Source organism: Micromonospora sp. DT48, from assembly GCF_049844495.1.
Lineage (GTDB): Bacteria > Actinomycetota > Actinomycetes > Mycobacteriales > Micromonosporaceae > Micromonospora.
The window spans coordinates 1-21,319 of the sequence record NZ_JBNCLE010000038.1 but is presented as its reverse complement, the minus strand read 5'-3'; the positions used below and the strand labels follow the sequence as shown (position 1 = coordinate 21,319).

The following is a 21,319-nucleotide window of genomic DNA, read 5'->3' as shown; positions in this document are numbered from 1 at the left end:
ACCCGACGCGCCGACCGTCGCTCACACGACCTCATAACCGCCGTGACCAGCACTTACCCCAGAACGCAATAGCCCTGGCTACAGAGGCCGGCACCCGAACAGCGGCAGATCCGGATAAGTCGAACCGGCGTACGGCGAAGTGCGTGGCCGCGTCAAACAGCTGCGAACAATCAGTCGTCGCCCCACTCGGACGGTCGCCAACCAGCCAGGTACCTGTCGGCGAGTTCGATTACGGGCTTAATCTCGTCGTCTGCGGTGCTGCGGAGCGCGTCGACAGCCTCCTTGACGGCTGGTTCCCCGCCGAGCACTTCGACGAGAGCGTTCCAGCTCAGTCGCACTCGCTTCTGGACCGAGCGCGTGCCCACCTGCTGGCTACGGACGATGGACTGCGCATCAAGGAGAAGCGCACGAGTGAGCTGCATGTCTTTGGGGTCCACGTGCACAGCCTCACCGTCGTTTCCGAAGAACTTGGGCGAATACAGGAGGCGGAGCAGATTCTTCTCGCCGACGAGTCTGCTGGACGGCGCTGTTGCCAACTGCTCCCGGAACTGCTTCTCAAGCACCCTTGCGTCGGTCTCTGAGACGAGGCGGTGGCCAGCGCCTTCTCGGTACCCGACGATCGTGATGAGCTCGAACCTGGAGGCGAAGGACGGTACCTCGATCAGGATCTGGCCGGCTGCCTCCATCACCTTGTCACGTGAGTCGAGACGGCGCAGAAGGCGCAGGACAACACGTACTACGACCAGTCTGGCGTCAACGAAGGTCATCATCCCGCGTGGCCGTTCCGGCATGTTCGGAAGGAGGTTTAGCAGAACCCGGGATGCCGGTACGACCGCGTCTACTGGGAACTCGGTCTCAAAGGCTTCAAGGGCGCTGACGACATCCTCCAGTTCACTGATATCGCAGCTGCGGAGCAGAGCACCTAGCGCAACCTCGTCATCGAGAACGGCGAACGCCTTCTCGGCGTTGCTGAAAGCGCGCAAGCCGTCGTTGCTGACCTGCTCCAAGTAGAGCGCGAAGACGTCTGGGTGGGCGACTCGACGCGTCCTGAGCCAACCGGGCCGCCACGAGGAGTCATAGCTGTTGGAACCGATGTGCCGCCGGGCGGCTGGGAAGATCCGCTCGATAAGGGCTTTGACGACATCCGGCTTCTCGACGCCACCTGCCACGATTGCCTCGACCTGCCCCTTCAGGCGGGGGTCCTCGTATCGCTCGTCGAAGCTCGCTGGCGACGTGGTGGTTAGTCCGTCGCGGCCTGCCACGACCAAATGGAAGACGTCAGGGAGAAAGACTCGGACGGCTTCGAGCGCTAGTACGTCAACGAGCTCGATCTGGCTGCCTAGCGTGCGGGATGTAGCGCGCACCGCGGCGCAGTATCGGGCGACGTCGCGCATATTCGTGATGAGTGGCCTGACGATCTCCATGAGTACGTCCGGCCAGGCATCTTCATCGAACCTCTCCAGCACATCCAGCTCAGCGACAGCCTCCTGAAGCGACTCGCCCAGTAGTCGAAGCAGAACGGAGTTCGGAACCGATGGCACGTCGATACCGAGTTGGATGATTTTCTCCAGGTAGGCGCGGCCATCGAATCCGGATTGGTTGAGGGCTGCCTCCACGCGGATGCGGTCAAAGGCAAGGATGTACACAACGTTCGGGAAGCTCGCCGTAAGTCGAACCAGCTTGAAGATGTCTCGGATCTCGGTCGACTCTAGCCGGTCGATGTCGTCGATAACGACCACGATGGGGCGATCCAGCTTTGCGAGCTCGGCGGATAGCTTGTGGCGTTGGTCCGCGATGCTTCCCTGGCGCTTCTCCTGGTACTCCGCGATGACCTTCGCGGCACCCCTGAACCGGGAGAACCACGCGCCAACGACGGGCAGGGCTTCGACTGGGCTAAGGAGGTCGGCGTAGGTGTTCACTGACTCGGCGATGGCCGCGACCTTCGGATCCTTCAAACGCATCTGTGCGGCAAGCTCGCGGAAGAACGTTTGGATTAACTCGTCGGTTCCCGAAAACATCCAGGGGTTGAACTCAATGACCGGCAGGGCCGGCTCGCGCCGAAGAGCTTCGCCGATCATGTTGACAATCGAGGTCTTGCCCGAGCCCCACGGGCCAACGACTCCAACGACGTAACCTCCGGACGCGTCAACGTCGCGGATGCCACCTGCGAGGTTTGCCGCGCCCCTGCTGCGCTGGAGCAGGTCCTGTTCCGCGCGATCGATCGGGTTGTCGCTGACGCTCGCCATAGGCTTACTGTGCCACTCGGCTCCGACAGTCCCTGGCGACACGCGCTGCGACTCCGCTAGTACGGCAGCCGCCGTTCGGGATCATGGCTGGAGTTCGAGGTTGAGGCGTCGGGTGTAGTGGGCTTGGCGGGCTCGGGCTTGATGGCGGCGGCGCCAGTCTGACCAGCGCAGACGGTGGGTGAGGTCGCGGATCGGGCGGAGTACGAGGGTGTTGATCAGCCGGCGGGTCTCGTTGACTGTCAGCTTGATCAGTCCTGTGTCGGTGGAGTCGTCGTCGGCGTCGGCGGCGCAGATCGCCAGGACGGCGAGGGCGGCCAGGGCGAGGGTGGTGAAGCGGTGCCAGGAGTCCCAGCGGCGGACCTGGTGCTGGTCGAGGCCGACCTGGCCCTTGGCGGCTTGGAAGCTTTCCTCGACCGTCCAGCGGATGCCCGCGACCCTCACGAGCTGGGCCAGGGTGGCCGGTCTGGGTGTCCAGCAGCGGTAGAAGGCCAGTTCACCGGTGGTGGTGTTGCGGCGGATCAGGAGGCTGTGGTGGCCGCCGTCGTCGGGGTCGGCATCGGTGCACACGTCGTCGAGCCAGGCCCAGTCGTAGAAGCGTGGGCCCTTGGATCCGGCGCCTGCGCTGCGGCGCTGCCACGCCGAGGCGGGCAGGTCGGCGGCGACCCGGTCAGCCCGCAGGCGGGTCTTGCCGCCGTCGAGGGGGACGAGGTGGCTGCGGGACACGGCCAGGACATAGCCCAGGCGGTGTTCGCGCAGGTGAGCGCGGAAGGCGCTGCTGTTGCCGTAGGCCTCGTCCGCAGCCGCCCACCCGGCGGGAACGCCAGCGTCGAGGGCTGCGGTGATCATGTCGGCGGCCAGCTCGGACTTCGTGGCGAAGGCGACCTCGTCGGGAACTCCGGCGGCCTGGCATCTGTCCCGGTCATCGGTCCACGACACCGGCAGGTAGACCCGGCGGTCGATCAGTGTGTGCCCATGCCGGCTGGCGTAGCCGCAGAACACCCCTACCTGCGCGTTCTCGATCCTGCCGGCGGTGCCGGTGTACTGGCGTTGCACCCCAACCGAATGCGTGCCCTTCTTCAGGTCCCCGGTCTCGTCAACGACCAGCACCGCGTCCGAGTCACCGAACCGGGCCACGACCACGTCGCGCAGATCGTCGCGGACGGCGTCGGCGTCCCACACCGCCCGATACAACAACCTCTGCATCGCGTCAGGCCGGGCATGCCCGGCCTGCTCCGCCAACTGCCAGCACGTCTTGACCTCGATATCGGCCAGCAGCCCGGTCACGAACGCCGTCGCCGTGCGCCGCGGCTCGACCCGCCCGAACCGGCCCGCGAACGCATCACACACCCCGGCCAGAACCCGCCGCCACCGGGCAGGGTTTACGCTGTGGCACACGGCCACCGCCAGATCTGAAGTTATGTCCACAGCAGACAAACGATCACGCGGTGGCCGCACCTCGTCTACCCGGCCCCACCAGCGACATCTCAAACGGCGGCTGCCGTACTAGTTCGGCTCGGAGTCTCAGCACGTGGGTGCCAGACGCCTCCACATCGGATAGAGCGCCGAGGGTTCCGCCGCTCGCTCATCGGCAGCATCGAGCACCGGTCGGCGTCGAACCACGCTGCGTGACACGCGGATCGCGGCAGATGCGTATACCGGCCGGTCCAGCCGGGCGCTGATCTTGCAGGCAACGCCTCGCAGAAACGGCTCGGGCGCGTAAGGAAGACTGGCAGGCATGGCTGATCTGGGCGACCCGAAGGCTGCGCTGCACCACTACCTCCAGGCGACTCGCGACAACCTGATCTGGAAGCTCGACGGGCTGAGCGAACGCGAGGCCAGACTGCCCCGCACCGTGACCGGCAACAACCTGCTGGGAGTCCTCAAGCACTGCCTCAATGTCGAAGCCGGCTACTTCGGGCCCACCTTCGGGCGTGAGTACCCGATGCCTCAGGAACTGGTCCCCATGCAGGCGTTCGAGGAGGACCCGCAGGCAGACTGGTACGCACGAAAGGACGAGACGAAGAATGGGCTGATCGACCTGTATCGCCGTGTCGGGGAGTTCGCGGATCAGACGATCGAACAGCTACCCCTTGACGCGCCAGGGCAGGTGCCGTGGTGGCGCCCAGGCGAAAGGGACGTGACACTGCACCGGATCATCATCCACGTGACCTGCGACCTCGCCCGTCACGCCGGTCACGCCGACATCATGCGCGAGCAGCACGACCGGGCGATCGGCTTGCGGCGGGAGAACTCTGGCGTCCCCCACGACTACGACTGGCCGGCGTACGTCACCAAGCTGACGAAGCTCGCTGACCGGTTCGATTAGCCACCCGGTCCCGCCGATACAGGCAGAGAAGACAGTATCGGCTCATCGGCAGTTCGGGAAGTTGGCCGGACTGAAGTCCAGCCACGCAGTGTGACGGCAACAGCTGGCAGGTAGCGCGCCCGATCGGCGGCAGAAGCGGATGGTCTGGCCGCTACATCCTGAGTCCACGGCGCGCGACGAAATCCAGGACGTCAGCCGCCTCAAGCTCCGGGTCGCCGCCATCATGGAAGCGGAACCAGACCTCCTCGCGGCAGTGACCATCACCGACCGGGAACCCCCAGTGGTCGCCAGTGCCCACCGGCGCTATCGCGATGAATGTCCGGTCAGGGAACTCCCGGTCGTTGACCGACGTGACGTCGTCGTCGCCGGAGTCGGCGCTGACGATCGGGAACAGTTCGAGGCAGCCGACGATGCCACTGCCGTAGCGGATCATGAAGGCCTTGTACTTCTCCGGCAACGTCACGCCGAGCTGCTTCTCCAGGTCGGCGACCTCGGCGGCGGTGGCGGTGCGTCCTTCGATGAGCGCAAAGCCGTGCTCGGCTAACGAGGCCACCGATTTCTGACGCAGCGGCTCGACCAACGCATCGAACTCCACGACGTCCATGCCGATCAGTCTGCACTCCCACCGGTGCAGCATGTGTGCGCGAGTCGCCAGCTGCGGACACGAGCCGCTGACCTTCAACGCAGGTGGAGGCGTCTGCTCCTGAGGTTCGCCGGTTTCGCCGCGAATACCGGATGATCTGTGCGTGGAGATCATCCATCTGCTGCAGGCGGGAGTGACCCGGCCGCACCTGGATCGGGCGGCTGGTGCCACCTGGCTGGCCATGGTGTACGACAGCGCCAGGGCACTGCACGGTGTGGTCACGACGTCGGTCGAGGAGCCGACGGTCGGCCGGAACCACTACCGGGTCGGTGTGCGACTGCGTGATGCCAAGCCGTTGAGCATCCTGTTCAACGCTGCGGCCTTCCTGGTCGCCGCAGCCGAACAGCAAGACCCTCACATGATCAACCCGGTGTTCGTAGACGTCCCCGGCGGGGACATCTACCGCCGCTCAGGGCTACGGGTCGCCACCACGGCAGAGCTCAACCAGCCGCTCCACGAGCGGCACCTACATCTTCTGACCGAAGACGAACGCCGGGATGTCGCCTACCACCAGCCGAGCCGGCTCGGCGACCTACTATTCAACTGGTTCGACTGAGCCACCCCTCAGCGCGCACCATCGTGCGGCAGATGAGCGTCCCGAACTGGGTAGCCGCAAACCGTATGCACTCGGGTAACGACATTGCTACCTTGCCACCGGTGGCGAGGCGAAGGTACGTGGCGAGGGGCGTTGATGGCGGCTACCGGATCTGGGACAACCGGGGTCGCCGGTGGTGGGGCGACCTTTATGAGCTCTGCCCAGACGCGTTGCTCAATGAGCTGAACGGCGGCGCCCGTGACTACGCCAAGATCACGGCGCTGCTTCGGAAGTACCGAGCACAGAAGCGGTAACGCAGTACCGCAATCGGCCGGCCCGTTTGGATCATCGGGACGGATGCCGCTGTTCGGTCGGTAAGCGATGGTGATGCGCTGATGATCTTTACATGAGTCGAAGGCCGTGCGAGCGTCGGTCTGTGCTCGCCATTGGCCTTGGCAACTCCGCAGACGTATCACCGCAGGCTCCGCTCGGGGTCCTCGGGGTCCTGTTCCTGACGTTCGCCCTCGGAAACGTCGTCCTGCGGCTGTGGGCCGAGCGCCGGCTACGAGCCGGCAGAACGCTGCCGGGACCATCCCGAGTGCTTCGCGTGTTCGTCAACCACCCGAAGCTCTTCTTCGGTGCCTTGTTCGCACAGATCACGATCGGCGTCCTGCTGGTGCTGACCACCATCGTCACGACCGGTCCTTGAGACTCGGCTCTGCCGTCGACCAGCTACGGAAGACTCACTCAAGGGGTCGGTCTCCTAGGCACCCGCCTTGGCCGCAGATCAGTGCCCAGTTCAGGTGGCGGTGAAGACCACGGCACGCCCCGCGGCTGCAGCCCGCTGGTAGAACGCCCGCACCTCGACGAGGTTGTCCCAGGTGTAGTCGAAGTCGGCGTCGTTGAGAGCGCCGCGGTAGTCGGGGTCGTCGATGGCGTCGAACCACTGGCGCAGCTGGCCTCGGTCGACCGACTGCAGAGCGGCAGCCACGTCCCGGGCCTCGTCCACGGTGAGGTAGACCACGACGTACTCGTCGTGCAGCCGGCGCCCGCCGAGCACCGCATGGCTGAACGGATACTCACCACCGTCGGGTTCGAGGGTGCCGTCGGTCAGGCACCGGTGGATGGCGTCCCATGCCTTGTCGGTGTCGACCTTCAGGCCGTCCTCGGCCCACGACTCCTCGATCTCCTCGATGAGTTCGTCCACCGCGTCGCCGTCGCCGTCATCGGCGGCCGCGAGCAGCGACCGCTCCTGCTCCGACGTGATCGCGAAGTGCACTCCCAGCACGCAGAGATCCTATGCTGATCTTCACCAGTCGTTGCGGAGGTTGAGCTCGAACCACGGCACGAAGGAGCAGCAAGGGTGGCGCGCCGGTTGCGGCATGAGAGTGCGCGAGCACCATGATCACCGAAGTCCAATGCAGGTCTTCGAGACCGCTCACGTCGCCACGTTGGCGGACATTCGTGACCGGGCGCGCGCCTGAAGGTGTTCAGCGCCGGCGGTTCTTCTTTCCCCGCTTGCCGCGCAACTGCCTGGTGCTTCGTCGTGCACTCGGCGGAACCTTGTTGAAGGTGGCCGCGAGGCTTCGCAGCGGCGTGACCTCGATGGCGGCGTCTCGGTCTGCAGTCCGAGGTTGAGGCTCGCCGCGGTAGCGAGACCCTCTCAGCGACCCGTCGGTCTCGTACAGCAGTAGCATCGACCGGCTGGACCGGGTCTGGTACTGCTTCGCGTCTATGTACTCAGGGAGGTGGTCGATGCTCGCCCCTTCCGGCACGACGGCCGCAGTGAGCAGCCAGGGCCCGGCACTGGTGGTGCCGTGAGTGGTCAGGCTGCGCTCGATGTCGCCGCCACGCGCCTGGTGGCACTGCTCCTCGAGCTTCTTCCCGATGTCGCGTTGCGCGCTCTCACTCAGACCGACCAGGTCGGCGCCGAACCGAAGCCACCCGGGTGATTTGGCCGACTCGCTCGCGGTTAGGTACTGCTCGACCCACGGCTCCTCCTGTCGGATCGGCTTGGGTGCTTGGGTGTCTGAGAGCCCTTCTCGGCTGTAGAACCACGCATCCAGCGGGTCGGTAAGGGTGCCGAGCCGTACGCGGGATTGCTCTTCGTAGTGGCGCAGGTCGGACGCCTTGATAGGCCGGTCGATTGGGAGTTGGGCGGCGACGTCCCGCGGGTCGGGCTCGAAGTACATGCCTCCGTTGACGAACCACATGAACATGTCGAGCTCGTCGACGCCGTTGACCATTGTTGCGAGCTTCCGGCTGCGGCGGCGGCGCAGGTACTCCAGGAACTGGGCGGAGTGGTCGATCGTGCGGCTGATGACGATCAGATCGTGCATGCTCACGATCCACGGCACCTCGTCGGTATCGACGATGCCCTTGCGGGCGAGCTCATTCATCGACAGCGACAGCGGTCCCATATCGTCGAGCATCACAATGATCGAGTGGACCTCCCTGACCGACGCCAGGTCGATCCACTCACCGCCGACGCTCCACACCCCCTGGTTGGTGCGGATCAGGTTGGTCAACCGGTCCGCCTGTTCGTTGCCCTCCTTGAGGGTCTTCTGCAGATCTGAGGCCAACCGCTGGGCGTTGCCTCCGCGGGCCTTCTCAGTGACGGACCCGGCCTTCACCTCGACGCACAAGGCGACACCGTCAACGACGAACAGCAAGTCCGACTCGAACTCCCGGGTCTGGACGGTCGTCGGGTCGGCGTCCTTGCCCAGGCTTGCCGCCTGGTCGATGGAGGCCGGGCCGAGGTACTTCTTCCCCTCCCAGCGGGGCTCGACTCCGGCAAGCAGTTTGTTGAGCGCGGCAGCCGCCTTCGACTCGGAGTACGCGGCCCGCCGCCCGTCATACTTCGACCACACCTTGCCTGCACTCCCGCGCTTTCCGGCGGCGGCCTTGGCGAGCCCACGCTCGATGTTACGGCGCAGTTCGTCTTCACCCAGAAACCCGTTGAGGATGAGGTACTCGCCGTCGTCCGCGATGCACCCCCACGGCACCACACGCTCTCCCTGCGTGAACCTGTGGACCGGGTTAGCGTCGCTGTCTGCCGGCCGGGAGGTGCTGAAGTACTCCAGGACTGCCTTCGCCGTGGACTCTTCGACTCCGGCACGGCCTGCGGCCTGGACGGCCGACACGGCCCCGAACAGCCGGCACTCGTTCACCATGAGATTCATGTCGCGTCGGAATGCGTCAGGGTCGATGTCGTCGAGGCCGACACCCGACTGAACGACGTCTCCGACGCGGTCGCGCGCCCCGAAGAACCGCTCGTTTAACAGGGCCGCCGACGCCTCTCGCACGGCCCGGATGTCGTCGAGGGTGAACCCGAGGGTGTTCGCCATGGCGGTGGCAACGGTTGGGTCACCTAAGAGCCCGGTGTTCAGTTCCGTCGCGATCGACTCGTACTGCCGTCCGCGGACCGAGAGCTCGTACCCCATGAACTCGCCGGCGAGAGCGCCGAGCGGCTGGTCCACACGCTGGCCCTGCAAGATGGCACGCGTCTGGGCCGCCCTCACGATGTCGGCTGCCAGACCTAAAACCTTCCCGGGGTTGGGCTGCCCCGAGTTCTCCCCAGTCAGCGGCTTCCGGGGCAATCCCATGCCTAGGAGCGTGAGTGCGATGACGTCTTGGGCGGCCTGGGAGTTCTCGACCTGGCTCTGGCTCTCTCGCACTTCACTGAAGTCCCACGGCCCCGCCGCGAGACGAAGGAACGCGAGCGCATCGAACGAGTCGTACCCGTGTAGGCACTTCTCAAGTGCAAGGCGAGTGGACGTGATCGCCTCACCAAGGTGAGTGAGGAGATCGTCAACATTGGACGCCTTCTGGGAGAGCCGCTGGAGGTAGGTCGCGGCTCGGGCGAGGCTATCCGTCACGCCCGTGCCTTCGATCTCCACGCGTCCATGCTCGGAGTTCACGGCCCCAGTATGACGATCCGCACCGACATCGGATCCCATCAGATCCGACGCCGTTTACCAGGCTCCGATGCGGTGAAGACATGCTGGGTTGCATGGCTCGCCCGCAGAGACGGCCAGTTCAGGACCTGGATGTTGCGAGCTGGGTCGAACAGCCGACGTCCACGTCGCGCCGACGGCATTAGTCATCCGCTCATCGGCATGAGCGGAAGAAGATACGTAGCCGATCCCGGATCGAGCCGTCGGGTCACATTTGGGCGAACTTCAGTTGCGGCACATTGTGTAGGTCGGTGTTCGGGTGTCGGTACATGGTGGGTGAGGTGATCTCGATGATGAGCATCTCGGTGAGGAACTGGACGGTGGCGTCGAGGAGGTGGCTGGTGTGGGCGGTGGCGCTGTGCTCCTTCAGGCCGACGGTGATGTGGATGTGGGGGGTGATCGTTTGGGTGGTGTCGTCCCAGGCGATGGTGCCGCCGCCGAGGGCTTCGATGTTGGTGAGGTCGACGTGTGACCAGACGGGGGCGTCGGGGTTGTCGGGTCGTTGGCAGGTGCCGACGATCTTCGCGGTGGACAGGCCTGCGATGAACATCGGGATGTAGCCCTGTCGGATGCCGTGGGTGTGGCAGGCATCAGTGAGGGCGGTGAAGAAGTCGTCGCCGTGGTCGAAGACGACGCCGATCATGCGGCCGGGGGTGAGGTCGTGGCTATGCATCCGTCGTGCTCGTTCCCGTCAGATAGTGGTCGGTGGTGGGCCAGGGCCAGGCGGTGGGTTCGGTGAGTCCACCGGCGGTGGTGATCGCGGTGGCGACGTCTGCGGGTTTGACGGCGGCCGCGAGGAGGGTGTGCAGCAGGATGCGGGCTTTGTAGGGGTGTAGCCAGCCGGCGGGGATGAGGCCGCGTGCGATGAGGTCCTGTTCGGAGCCGGGGAAGCCGTAGGTGTGGGTGAGGGTGGGTCCGGCGGGGGTGCGGGAGGCGAGGACGACGGGGATGCGTGCGGCCAGGGTGGTGAGGGTGTCGACGAGGGGCTCGGGGACGTGGCCGACACCGAAACCGGCGACGACGAGCCCGTCGATGCGGCCGCCGATGGCGTCGAGGACGGTCGGATCGTCGTCGAGGGTCACCGTGTGCAGGGCGACGCTCGCCTGGGTGGCGGGATTCGGCGGGGGGACGGTCAGCCGGTACGGCAGTCGGGTCAGGATCCGTACGGTGCCTTCCAGGACGTAGCCGAGGGGGCCGGTGTCGGGTGAGCGGAAGGTGGCGCCGCTGGTGGAGTGGGTTTTGGTGACCCAGCGGGCGGCGTGGATCTCGTCGGCGAAGACGACGACACAGCCGTGGCCTCGGGTGTGGGGGGAGGCGGCGGTGTGGATGGCGGCGAGGATGTTGGCGGGTCCGTCGGCGCCGGCGAGGGTGGGGTTGCGCATCGCGCCGGTGACGACGAGGGGTTCTGGCCGGTGGTGGAGCAGGTCGAGCAGGTAGGCGGTTTCCTCGATCGTGTCGGTGCCCTGGGTGACCACCACGCCGTCCGCACCACCGGCGAGGGCCTCGGCTGCGGCTGCGGCGAGTTCGGTGAGGTCGGCGATTGTCAGGGACGCGCCGGGGCGGCGCCGGAAGTCGACCACCTCGATGTCGATGCCCGCGTCGGCGAGCCCGGGCACGGCGTCGACGAGCTGCTGGGCGGACAGGGTGGGGCTCACCGCGCCGCCGGTGTTGCTGGTCATGGCGATGGTGCCGCCGAGACCGAACACCACGACCCGTGGCGGATGCGTTGCCGGGGTGGTGGACACCGGGCTCCTTCCCGAGGCGTGTGGCGCGAGGTGGTGTGGCGGGAGCCTATTACGGCAGGGACCCGACGAAGCGGCACGCCCGATCGACACCGTCGAGGGACAGCAGGCGGCTGCGCGGTTCGGCGATCCCGGCCAGGCCGTAGTCACCAAGATCAGCGCAGCGGGTGCGTAGGCGGGTCCAGTCGAGGTTCAGGTAGTCGGCGAGGGCCCGCATTCGGGAGCCGGCGGTGTCGGCGGTGATGACGGAGTGGGCCTTGACGTGCCCGGCGGCGTCGCGGTACTCGGCGAGTGTGGCGGGGTGGTCGGTGACGTCGACGTGCCACACGCCGTCGGTGCGGATCCAGGTGGCGACGATCGCGCGGCGCGGGGTGAGGACGAAGCCGGGCAGCGTGCCGTACTCGGGTTCGTCGGTGATCGCGACGTGGACGCCGAACGACTCCATCAACGCGACCGCCAGCAGCAGGAGGATCCGTTCGGACTCCGTTGACGTCTGCACGGTGGGCGGTGGGACGCAGAACAGTCGTGTCGCCTGCTGGGAGCCGCTGGTGAACCGGGCGGCGGTCGCTTTCAGGTAGCGCAGTTTGTGGCTGAACAGCAGCCAGGTGCTGGCCTCCTCGCCGGTCTGTTCCCGGGTCCAGAAGACGGGCACGTCAGTGAGGTCGGCCGATTGGCGGCTGATGTGGTCGGCGCAGAACGCGGAGCCGAGCCACAGCCGTGACACGGTCTCCAGGTCGGGTCCGATGTCGCCGCTGACCGCGGAGCGGGTCAGGTGGCTGTACTCGGTCGCGGCGGTCCGGGAGGCGTCGAGGCGGGCGTCGTCGAGCAGGAGCGACTGGTCCAGGTTCGCCACGGCCCACAGCACCGACGCGGTGATCGCGTCGAGCTGGTACACGCGGGGGATGAGCAGCCGCACGTCGTCGTCGATGTCGACCAGCCGCTGCGAGGCCTGACGGGAGTCCAGGGCGAACAGCCCGTCGCTGGTGGATGCGGTGACCTGTCCGGCGATGAGCCGACGCTGCAGCGGGCGCCGCCACTGCCGGTCGGTGTCGGTCCGGGGGATCGTGGCGATGATCCGGCCGTCGTCGACTGCGGGATACACCTCCACGTCGACGGGCACGCCCGGGAAGTATCGTCCCGCCGGTGCGGCGACGGTGTGTTCCGCCCGCACATCTTGTGTAGTCCGGCCCAGGGTGGACGTGATCGTGGCGGCGAGGTCACCGCCGGCAGGTCCGGTGGCGGTGTGAGGTTGGCGAACGGACACGAGGCTGCTGGGGGGCTCAGGACGGTTGAGGGCCGTGTCGGCGGCGGCGCCCCATCGGGCCCGCATCGCCGTTTCGGACCGCTCCTTCTGGTATGCGGCCTCCAACTGGCGGTAGGCGTCGTAGGCGTTGGTTAGGTGGCCGTCGGCGTGCAGGAGCGTGTCGCACTGCTGCCAGAAGACACGGTCGACGACCTGCCGGCCGGCCTCGACGTTCGCCACGGTGCTGCGGGTGCTGTACACCTGCTGCGCGAGGTCTCTCTGGAGGAGGCCGCACGCGGTGCGCAGGTGGCGTAGCTGTCTGCCGAGCGCGTGCTTCGCGTCGCGAAGCTGCTGCGGATCGATCATGACGGTGACCCTTTCCCACGGTCAGTCTCCGTCCGGATCTGCGTCGTCAGAAAGGAGCGACGCATGGCGAGTTGACCCCGACCGACGATATCGGCGGAACGGGCTGTCGCGAGCGACCGCTGCTACCCGGGGGTGGCGGAGGGTGGCTGCCGAAGATGGCGTCGGTGGCGGCGCGGGCGAGCGTGGCCTGGGTGGCGGCGGGTATCCCGATCCGGTTCCAGTGGAAGATCACGTGTTCGGCGATGACCGCGCGCACACCGCGGGTGAGCTGTCCCGTTTCGCGTAGGCGGTGCAGGGCTGTGCCGGTGGTCTCGAAGCCGGTCTGCCAGTCGCCGGGTGTGCGGGCGGTGCCGAGGAGCAGGTGGCGGACCTTGCTCGTGAACGCCTCCCAGGTGTCGGCGTCGGGTGCGGGACGCTGGTGGGATTGTGCGGTGCGCCGGTGGGCGAGGCGCGCCCAGACATCGCCTTGTTCGTTGAGGTCGAGCCCGGCGGCGCGCATGAGGGCGGTGCACAGGATCAGGGAGCGTTCCCGCCGGTCGGTGGGCTGGTCGTGGAGGTAGGTGAGCAGGTGACGGCTGTCGTGGTGGAACAGCATGTGGGAGGTGTCCATCGCCTGGGGGCCGCCGAAGGTGTGGATTTCGGGTTCGTAGATGTCGCCGCTCCAGGCGCAGCCCTCGGTGAGCAGGTCGATCAGCGGCGCAGGGCTGGTGTGTGCGGTGGTGGGTAGGTAGCGGATGCGCCAGGGTCCTTTGCGGATGAACCACCAGGTGGTGATCAGGCCGGCGGTTTCGGCGGCGGGTAGCACGCGGCTGAGGTGTGCTACCGCCTGTTGTTCGCGGTCGTGGCGGCTGCGGCCGGGGTAGCTGATGGTCACGTGCTGCCAGGCGGTGCGACTCACGGCGGGTCCCTTTCAGGTGAGCAGGAGGCAGGCGTCCCACCCGGTGCCGGTGGTCGCGGCGGTGGCGAGGCGGCAGCCGGTGGTGCCGTCCAGAAACCCGCCAGGTTCGTCGGCGGCGGGCCCGGCGCCTTGGTGTAGACGTGCCAGGTCCGTGAGGGGTGTGGGGGTGAGGGTGTCGGCGGCGATGCGTCGGCCGGTGGCCAGCAGGCCGGCGGTGCCGTGGCAGAGGCTGCGATCGGTGAGCCGCCGCAGTTGTGCGGGGTCGGTGACGCAGGTGGTGAACGCGGTCTCGGCGAGGCGTTGGCGGGTGGTGTCGTGCAGGGCGAGGGCGGCCAGTTGGTGGGCGCGGGCGATGCCGGGGGTGCCGTAGCACCAGGACGGGCGCCCCGGCTGGTGTGGGGCCGGTGCGCCGCGGTGCAGGTCGTCGACGGTGAGGGTTTGCGGCCACCAGACGCCGCCGGTCTCGGTGTGCTGTTGCCAGGTGTCCAGCCACCGGCAGATGCGGGTGATCGCCGTGGTGTGTCCGTCGACGGTGATGCCGTCGCGGTGGGTGAGGGCGAGCAGCGCGAGGGGGCCGGTGATGCCGTGGGCGATGCCGTGGTTGGCGTGCCCTCCTGGTGGGGGTGGCTGGTGGCGGTGGGGTCCGTTGGCGCACCACCAGCCGGGCAGGTCGCCGACGGGTTCGGTGAGCCGGACCAGATAGTCCAGGACGTGGCGGAGCAGGACGTGGTCGCCGAGGCGGCGCAGGACGACGCCGAGGCCGGTCAGGCCGCGGATGAGGTCGTACTCGGCGTAGTGGGGTCGCTGGCGGGAGTCGATGCGGCGGTGCGCCGTCTGCAGCCGCCGGCGGGTGACGGTGGCGGTGCCCGTGGCGGCGATTGTTCGTGCGCGGGTGAGGCCGGGTTCGTGGCAGCTGGCGAGGACGAAGGCGAGTGCGGGGGCGCCGTAGAAGAGGCTGGCGCCGGCGGCGATGCTGACGCCGTGGGCGGTGGCCTTGCGTAGGGCGGCGTACGCGGCGGCCTGGTTGCCGGTTTCCAGGTGCAGCAGGGCGACGCCGGCCGCGCCGTCGGCGAGGGACTGTCCGGTGGTCATGACGGTGCCGGTCGGGTGCGGGCGATGGTGCGGGCCAGGCGCAGGCAGTGCCGTTCGGAGGCGAGGTCGACGCCGATCATGCGGGCGTGGTGCAGGTGCAGCAGGTCGGCCAGCACCTCATTGAGGTTGAGACCGTCGGCGGCGGCCAGATCCCGGTAGCCGGTTATCGCCGATGCGAGGCCGTCGTCGCGGTGCGGGGTGCGGGCGAGGTCGAGCTGGGCGGGGTCGAGGCGTGAGCCGCGGTGGTGGGGGACGTGGTCGGCGAGCCAGCGCAGGCCGTGACCGGTGAACGCGTCGGCGATGGCGATCATGCCGGCGGCGGTGCGGGCCTGACGGTCACCGGTCAGCCGCCGCAGGACAGTGCGGGAGTCGGCGGCGAACACCGCCTCCGCAGCCGTAAGGGTGTGTCCGGTGCCGTGGCGGGTTTCGGGCCGGTAGGTGTGCAGGCTGTAGTCGTGCACCACACCGTCGCCCTCCAACCGTTGCACCCACTGGGCGAGGGTCCTGGCGGTGACAGCGAACTGGCCTGCGTCGTCCAGGGGGATGCGCAGTCGCAGGTGAGGTTCCGGGTCGGGGTAGCGCAGGAACCACCAGCCCGCCGGCAGCAGCGGCGCTGTCTGGCGGGCGAGGTCGGTGACGATGTCCTCGACCCGCCCGGACAGGCGGCTTTCTAGCCACGACGACTGCCCGGGCCGATGCCGCACCGTCGACACCTCTCGGGCAGGTCGAGGCGGAGTGCTGGCCGGTGGGGTATGGGTGAGGGTGAGCAGGAGTTCGGCAGGCCGGTTGTCGATCCAGCCGGCGGGTCCCGGGGCCTCGGTGACGACCGTGGGAGCCTGCCGCTCCAGCTGGCGGCGCAGCACCGCCAGGTGGGCGTTGTCGTTCAGGTCCAGGCGCAGCTGCACGTCGTCGGCGCCGACCAGGATCTCCTGCGGCAGCCGGTGGCGTTCGCGCCACCGCTGCCAGGCATCACGCCACCGCGGCCACGCCACACTCCGAGGGAGAGCCGATCGGTCGATGATCCAGCGGGCGGCATGCAGGATGCTGCGTCCGCGTCGGACGCGGGGCAGGAACGGCAGATCGGCGGCGTGGCCCCAGTCGAATCTGCCGCACGGTGCCGCCCACGCGGTCCCGATCTCGGTCAGGAACCGCACCAGCGGCTGCTGCAGACCCGGGAGCAGCACACTGTTGAGCAGCAGCGGCTCGACCGGCCGCCCGCTGCGGCGCGACACCAGCCACAGCCGCTGTCCATCGCCGGTCACCGCCAGGTCCGCCACTGTGAACGGCGGGTCAGGGTGGAAGTCACCCAGGGGCAGGACCGGCAACACCTCGGCAGTGCGGGCGACCGCGGCCAGGTGGGCGTCCAACGGCGGGCCGGACACCTGCACCGCGACCGCGCCGGGCAGGACCGTCGGCAGGTTCCGGTAGACGTCCTGGAAGCAGGCCCGTTCGGCGGGGGTGAGCAGGTGCAGGAAACGGCCGGCGGACACCCCGGCGTGACGGGATCCGCTGAGCACCGTCAACGCGAACCTGCCTCGGTCCAGGTCGTGCCCGGTTGCGGCGGCGAGGGTGAACCGCAGCTCGGTGTGCGGGACCGGCGGCCGATCATCGCCGTCGCGGAGGCGGCCGATCAGGTCGTCGTCGAGGATCACCTCGGCGCCGCCGTCCAGCGCCGACTGCTGGGCCAGGTGCCCGAGCAGCCGGTCCCGGCCGGTGACCAGCGCCGGTGCGCGCCGGGTGGAGCCGCGGTAGCCGGCGGGAAAGCCCAGCACGGTCAGGACCTCGCGCACCGGCACGGCCGCACCCGGTCCCCACCGCTGGAGGAACGCCCGGTGGTACTCCACCCACCCCCGCATCGGCGGCGCGACCGCCGTCAGCGTCGCCGCGGCCCGGCCGGCCTCCCGCAGCACCGCCGGCGGCAGGGTCACCGACACGTCGACACGCAGGTCCACCGCGACCTCACCGCCACCGGGGTCGGGTAGCGGGGCGTGGCGGGCCAGGTGGGCGGCGGGGTCGGTGACGGTCATCGCCGGCCGCACCGCCGACAGCAACACCCCAGCACCAACCAGCGAACCCAGCATGCGCTCGGCAGCGCCGATCGTGCTGGACGTGGGCCCGGCGACCTTGGTGGCGAGGTCACCGAACATGATCGGGGATTCCGCAGCGTGCAGTGCCGCCCGCACCGGCCCGGTCAGGTGGACCTCGACGTCCCACCGGCGGTCGCCGTCGGTACGGGCGCAGGGCAGCACCCACACCTCGCCACGCTGGTAACCCACCGCGTTCGTCACCACCGCCACCCCGCGCAGCACCGTCAGGTCCTGCTCCACCCGGCCGGTGTGCGCGGCGATGAACCGCCCGTCCGGCCGAACAACCCTCCAGTGCGCCTCGCCCCAACGAACCGACGTGCGGGCACCGAAGGCGACCGGGGCAACGCCGGCGAAGGTGCCGAACGGTGTCGCCCGGCCGATCCACCGCAGCACATACCGCACCACCGACTCGACCAGCCGCCGCAACCGATCCGGATCACAAGGCTCGCCGGTCACCGCCCAGGTGACCTGCTCGCACAGGTGCGGCGAGGCGCAGGCGACGGCCGCCGCGAACCCCGGCAGCGCCCACACACTGGTCAGCCACTGCCGCCACTGCTCCGGCCGCTGCACAGTCAGGTCGGGCCACGCGGGCAGGGTCAGACCGCTCGGGTAGGCGGCGACTCGGATCAATGCCGCACCAGCCGCAGCAAACACGCTGCACCACCGCAAACAAGGGGAAGGGGCCCGGTGTCGGCGGACACCGGGCCCCGACAGAGGGTGCGGACAGGGGTTACTTGCTGCCGCCGGAGCAGGCGTTGGAGCCCGTGTTACCGGAGCCGCAGTTGTCGTCGGTGCTGGTGGCGTACCCACCGGCGGCGGGGCCGGCGTCCACCAGCGTGATGTCCAGGTCGAACTCGTCGAGGTCCGTGGTCTCCACTCGCTGTGCCTTCCTATGCGGGGGTGAAGGTGAGGACGAGGCGGCTGTGCCGCTTGTCCAGCACCGTCCCGGCCGGCAGGTCGCCGTCGGGAGTCCGTGCGGGCAGAACCTGCAGCACCGGAGCCGGTTCGCCGCCGTCCACCCACGCCCGCATGTGCGCCACCATCCGCCCGGCCGCGCCGGCGGCGTCCGGTCCGTGGGCACACGCGCCAAGGTCGAACATGTCATCGGTCCAGCGCAGCGCCGACCGGTAGACGAACGTGCCCCCATGCAAGCCTGCGGGCGTACCGAACCGCCACGCCGGCGCGACGACGCCGGCGTCGACGGCCTCCTGCTGCGCCGCAAGCACCACGAACTGATCCACCTCGGCGGCGAGACGCGCCGCCAGCCACAAGTCCAGATCAGCCAGGACAGTCCGAGGCGGCAGGGCAACCTCCGCCCACGCCTGCTCCCGCGGCCGCGACAACAGCCCACCCACCAGGTTCGGGCTGACCTGCTGACCCTCATCCAGCCGCAGGTGCACACCGTCGGCCACGTCGACGTACCGCACATCGTGGGCTCCGGCGCCTTGCATCGCCACGAACCCGCACAGGCGCTGACTGCGGCTGACCAGCCGGTCACCGTCACGACGCAGCGCCCACGACCGAGTCATCCCGAACGTCCGCAACGGCACCACCAACACACCACCCTCGACCAGCTGGCCGATCCACGCCGCAGGGATGTCCCACGCGCCGGCCGTCACGATGATCAGGTCGAAGCAGGGACCCGGAACCAGCGGCTGCTCGGCGTCGGCGCACACCACGGTGACGTCGCCATACCCCGCCGCCGTCAAACACGCCACCGCCCGCTCGGTCACCTCCGGGTCGATGTCCACGCTCGTCACCGACCCCGACTCACCGACCAACTCGCGTAGCAGAGACGCGTTGTAGCCACCCGAGCCGATCTCCAACACATGCCGGCCCGCCAACCCGCCATCGAGAGCGTCGACCGCCTGACCCAGCATCTCCGCGATCAACCACGGCGCCGACACCGAACTGACGGTCTCCTCACCGCGCCGCTTCGTGACCACAGCGCTGTCGCCGCGGTACGCCTCCTCGACTGCAACGCCCGGCGTGAACACCTCGCGAGGCACCGTCCGCAGCGCCGCCTCCACCTCGGGCGGCATCACCAGCCCTTTCGCCTCCTGGTCGGCGACCAGGTGGTCGACCATCGCGTCCCGGAGGCCTTCGCTGCTCACCGTATCGACACCCATGTGCTCTCACTTCTCCTATTCGCGGGCTATCCGTACGACCCGCTTTTTCTCTGCATCCGAGGCTGGCAGGACGGCCTCGGGGGGTACGGATCCTTATGCCGCAGGGGCGCCGGCGTTCGTGGAACCGGGCGCGTCGGCCGGTGCTTCGCCTGGACCGTCGCGGTGAAGCCGCTACGTCAGGCCGAACCTCGCCCCGGCTGGTGCGTGCCCGGGGTCGGTTGGCCGCCGATCGGGGGAAGCGACGACCAACCGACCAGCACCACCGGGACGACAGGTGCATAGCCGCGGGTTACGGCCGCTCAGATCTGCTGCCGCCCCAAGGGCCGCACGATCCGATCGCTGGCGGTCCACCGGTTGGCGCAGATGCCTCTGGGCTGATCACGGCCCCGGCGCCATGGACATCATCAAGGGCCCGAGGTGCAAGATCCATGACGTAGGCCTCCCTTTCGTGGACGATGCTGACGATCGGCCGTCCGGGGCCGCGCTCGTCGCATCACCACTCAACGCCTGCCTGCCGATGTCGAACACCCTCGACACCAATTCTCGACACCGGACAGTGCCGGCCGACGGCGTACCGCTGAAGGCGCTGAGCCACTCGACAGGACCAGTTGCATGGGATCTACTTGCCGGCTGTCGGTGACCGTCGGCCGGCGCCAGGGTGGCAACGGTGCTGATGATCTGCCCTTGCCCTGTAGATCAAGGTAGTTGAGCAGTTCGAGCGGGCCCCCGTCGCGTGACTCATGTTCGGCCCGAGAGGCTCCATCAGCACCGGTGGGTAGGTCCTCGATACTCTCGGTTTGATCGACGAGGGTAGATGCTCTCCGGACTTGCCGCATCGACCGCGACAACGGTCAACGTTCAGTGCCAGGGAGGTGTGACGATCTGGCTGGGCGGTTCGCGAGCTGCGGTCCGCATCTACTCGGGTCAGGCACAAGATGTGCCAGTATTCGGGTGTGCGTTCAGCCAAGGTCTTGGTGCCGCTGTTCGGTCTGGTCGGAGCAGCCTGCGTGATTGTGGCTCCGTTCGACGATCGGGAATCGTCGCGGTTGGGGAGCATCGCATTGGTGATCCTGTCGTACTGCGTGGCTGTGGCGGGCGGGGCAGGCACCACACGCGCACGGGGACTGATCAGCATTGGCTTAGGGCTGTTGGCTGTGGCTTGGGCGGCGGACTTCTGGTGGGGCACCGAGGCTGCTGGAGGGCTGGGACAGCGTGTGGTTATTGCCGGGCCGGGCATCGAGAGTGCGGGCGGTTCGCCCTTGGCGGTGAGCGGTAGGGAGTGGGTGATGGCGCTGGTGCAGCTGGTCGGCCTGCTAGCCCTTGCCGTCGGCCTAGCGCTGCTACCGGGGGGAACGAGGCGCAGATCGCGGGCGGCCCAGACGACATTGGCAGTTGCGGTCGCCGTTCTGCTGTTTGGTGTGGTGGCGGTGCCTGTCGCCGTCGGCAGCGGCCAGGTCGCCGAAATGTGGCGCACGGCCTGGCCCATGGTCCTTGTGGCCTTGGCTGCCTTCGGCGCCGCCGTGGTTTCGATGCGGTACGCCGACCGTTGTTGGCTGGTGCCGGCAGGGGCGGTCCTGCTCGAGGTATGGGCGGCGCTGTCTCTACACGCATCCATCAACGATTGGGTCACCTGGTCGTCCTTCTGGCCCTCGACAAGCGCCGGGGCTGGGATCGTCAGCACGTCTGCCGCCGGGGGAAGCCTGAGTGGTGTCGATGTCGCGGCTGGGGTGGCCGCAGCCTGCGCCCTGGGAGGAGCGGCGCTGTTGGCTGGCGGAGCCGTCCGGCCGGGTTGGGGACGCCGGGCTGCCTGACCCCTGCCAGTGGACCACAGCAGATGGCAACACCAGGACACAGTGATATCTATCGCTATATAAGCTCTTGATCCTCTCCGTGGTCGCCCCATAGCTTTGGGTGATCAGTCGACCATCCACGGGGGACAGGGCGACACGGGACGGTGTCCCCAACGGCGAAAATCGCTCAGAGCGTGTTTGAGAAGGTCTGTTTTGGACGGCGTGGCGGCGTGACATGCACCGTTGGGGCGGGCAGGGTGGCGCGG

General features: G+C 68.2%; 18 protein-coding genes. 5 read left to right on the top strand and 13 right to left on the bottom strand.

Going from position 1 to position 21,319, the window contains the following annotated elements; all coding sequences use genetic code 11:
• Positions 1–170 precede the first annotated feature (170 nt).
• Together ACLQ2S_RS26585 and ACLQ2S_RS26580 are read right to left on the bottom strand one after the other, a co-directional pair.
• Entirely contained in the window at positions 171–2,246 is a 2,076-nt protein-coding gene (locus tag ACLQ2S_RS26585) for a KAP family P-loop NTPase fold protein (RefSeq protein ID WP_425703691.1), read from the bottom strand.
• A gap of 81 nt (positions 2,247–2,327) precedes the next feature.
• On the bottom strand, positions 2,328–3,647 hold the full coding sequence (locus tag ACLQ2S_RS26580) for an IS701 family transposase (RefSeq protein ID WP_425703689.1): 1,320 nt from the start codon (positions 3,645–3,647) through the stop codon (positions 2,328–2,330).
• A gap of 334 nt (positions 3,648–3,981) precedes the next feature.
• Here ACLQ2S_RS26580 and ACLQ2S_RS26575 point away from each other — a divergent pair, with 334 nt between their 5' ends.
• On the top strand, positions 3,982–4,572 hold the full coding sequence (locus ACLQ2S_RS26575) for a DinB family protein (protein ID WP_425703687.1): 591 nt from the start codon (positions 3,982–3,984) through the stop codon (positions 4,570–4,572).
• Between the two features lie 151 nt (positions 4,573–4,723).
• On the opposite strand, the gene ACLQ2S_RS26570 is transcribed toward ACLQ2S_RS26575, so the two are convergent.
• On the bottom strand, positions 4,724–5,176 hold the full coding sequence (locus tag ACLQ2S_RS26570; protein ID WP_425703685.1) for an SMI1/KNR4 family protein: 453 nt from the start codon (positions 5,174–5,176) through the stop codon (positions 4,724–4,726).
• 142 nt (positions 5,177–5,318) lie between these two features.
• Between ACLQ2S_RS26570 and ACLQ2S_RS26565 the strand changes: the two genes are divergently transcribed.
• The 3 genes from ACLQ2S_RS26565 (at position 5,319) to ACLQ2S_RS26555 (ending at position 6,459) form a co-directional block, all read left to right on the top strand.
• Positions 5,319–5,771: a hypothetical protein gene (locus ACLQ2S_RS26565; RefSeq protein WP_425703683.1), complete on the top strand. Its 453-nt coding sequence runs from the start codon at positions 5,319–5,321 to the stop codon at positions 5,769–5,771.
• Positions 5,772–5,872: 101 nt separating this feature from the next.
• Positions 5,873–6,064, top strand: coding sequence for a hypothetical protein (locus ACLQ2S_RS26560; RefSeq protein ID WP_425703681.1), 192 nt, complete (start codon positions 5,873–5,875; stop codon positions 6,062–6,064).
• Positions 6,065–6,186: 122 nt separating this feature from the next.
• On the top strand, positions 6,187–6,459 hold the full coding sequence (locus ACLQ2S_RS26555) for a hypothetical protein (protein WP_425703679.1): 273 nt from the start codon (positions 6,187–6,189) through the stop codon (positions 6,457–6,459).
• Positions 6,460–6,549: 90 nt separating this feature from the next.
• Here ACLQ2S_RS26555 and ACLQ2S_RS26550 read toward each other — a convergent pair whose 3' ends face one another.
• The 10 genes from ACLQ2S_RS26550 to fxlM all read right to left on the bottom strand — a co-directional run bounded on the left by ACLQ2S_RS26550 (position 6,550) and on the right by fxlM (position 19,263).
• Positions 6,550–7,038, bottom strand: a complete 489-nt coding sequence (locus ACLQ2S_RS26550; protein ID WP_425703677.1) for a DUF1877 family protein — start codon at positions 7,036–7,038, stop codon at positions 6,550–6,552.
• 202 nt (positions 7,039–7,240) lie between these two features.
• Positions 7,241–9,670 (bottom strand): hypothetical protein, encoded by a 2,430-nt coding sequence (locus tag ACLQ2S_RS26545; RefSeq protein ID WP_425703675.1) that lies wholly within the window; start codon positions 9,668–9,670, stop codon positions 7,241–7,243.
• A 244-nt stretch (positions 9,671–9,914) separates the two neighbouring features.
• Complete coding sequence (locus ACLQ2S_RS26540) at positions 9,915–10,379, bottom strand: PPC domain-containing DNA-binding protein (RefSeq protein ID WP_425703673.1); 465 nt, start codon at positions 10,377–10,379, stop codon at positions 9,915–9,917.
• Positions 10,372–11,451, bottom strand: a complete 1,080-nt coding sequence (locus ACLQ2S_RS26535; RefSeq protein WP_425703671.1) for an asparaginase — start codon at positions 11,449–11,451, stop codon at positions 10,372–10,374. Before ACLQ2S_RS26535 ends, ACLQ2S_RS26540 begins: the two co-directional genes overlap by 8 nt.
• 49 nt (positions 11,452–11,500) lie before the next feature.
• Positions 11,501–13,057, bottom strand: coding sequence for a helix-turn-helix domain-containing protein (locus ACLQ2S_RS26530; protein WP_425703669.1), 1,557 nt, complete (start codon positions 13,055–13,057; stop codon positions 11,501–11,503).
• A gap of 46 nt (positions 13,058–13,103) precedes the next feature.
• Positions 13,104–13,955 carry a thiopeptide-type bacteriocin biosynthesis protein gene (locus tag ACLQ2S_RS26525; RefSeq protein ID WP_425703667.1) on the bottom strand — a complete coding sequence of 284 codons (852 nt, stop codon included), beginning with the start codon at positions 13,953–13,955 and terminating at the stop codon, positions 13,104–13,106.
• Between the two features lie 12 nt (positions 13,956–13,967).
• Complete coding sequence (locus tag ACLQ2S_RS26520) at positions 13,968–15,047, bottom strand: lanthionine synthetase C family protein (protein WP_425703665.1); 1,080 nt, start codon at positions 15,045–15,047, stop codon at positions 13,968–13,970.
• Positions 15,044–17,788, bottom strand: coding sequence for a lantibiotic dehydratase (locus ACLQ2S_RS26515; protein WP_425703663.1), 2,745 nt, complete (start codon positions 17,786–17,788; stop codon positions 15,044–15,046). The genes ACLQ2S_RS26520 and ACLQ2S_RS26515 overlap by 4 nt, the downstream gene beginning before the upstream one ends.
• A 76-nt stretch (positions 17,789–17,864) precedes the next feature.
• The gene (locus ACLQ2S_RS26510) at positions 17,865–18,011 is read right to left on the bottom strand and encodes an FxLD family lanthipeptide (RefSeq protein ID WP_281582658.1); all 147 of its coding nucleotides are present in this window, start codon (positions 18,009–18,011) and stop codon (positions 17,865–17,867) included.
• A gap of 13 nt (positions 18,012–18,024) precedes the next feature.
• The gene (gene fxlM / locus ACLQ2S_RS26505) at positions 18,025–19,263 is read right to left on the bottom strand and encodes a methyltransferase, FxLD system (protein ID WP_155222165.1); all 1,239 of its coding nucleotides are present in this window, start codon (positions 19,261–19,263) and stop codon (positions 18,025–18,027) included.
• A gap of 953 nt (positions 19,264–20,216) precedes the next feature.
• On the opposite strand from fxlM, the gene ACLQ2S_RS26500 reads away from it, so the two are divergent.
• Positions 20,217–21,074 carry a hypothetical protein gene (locus tag ACLQ2S_RS26500; RefSeq protein ID WP_155222166.1) on the top strand — a complete coding sequence of 286 codons (858 nt, stop codon included), beginning with the start codon at positions 20,217–20,219 and terminating at the stop codon, positions 21,072–21,074.
• Positions 21,075–21,319: the final 245 nt, after the last annotated feature.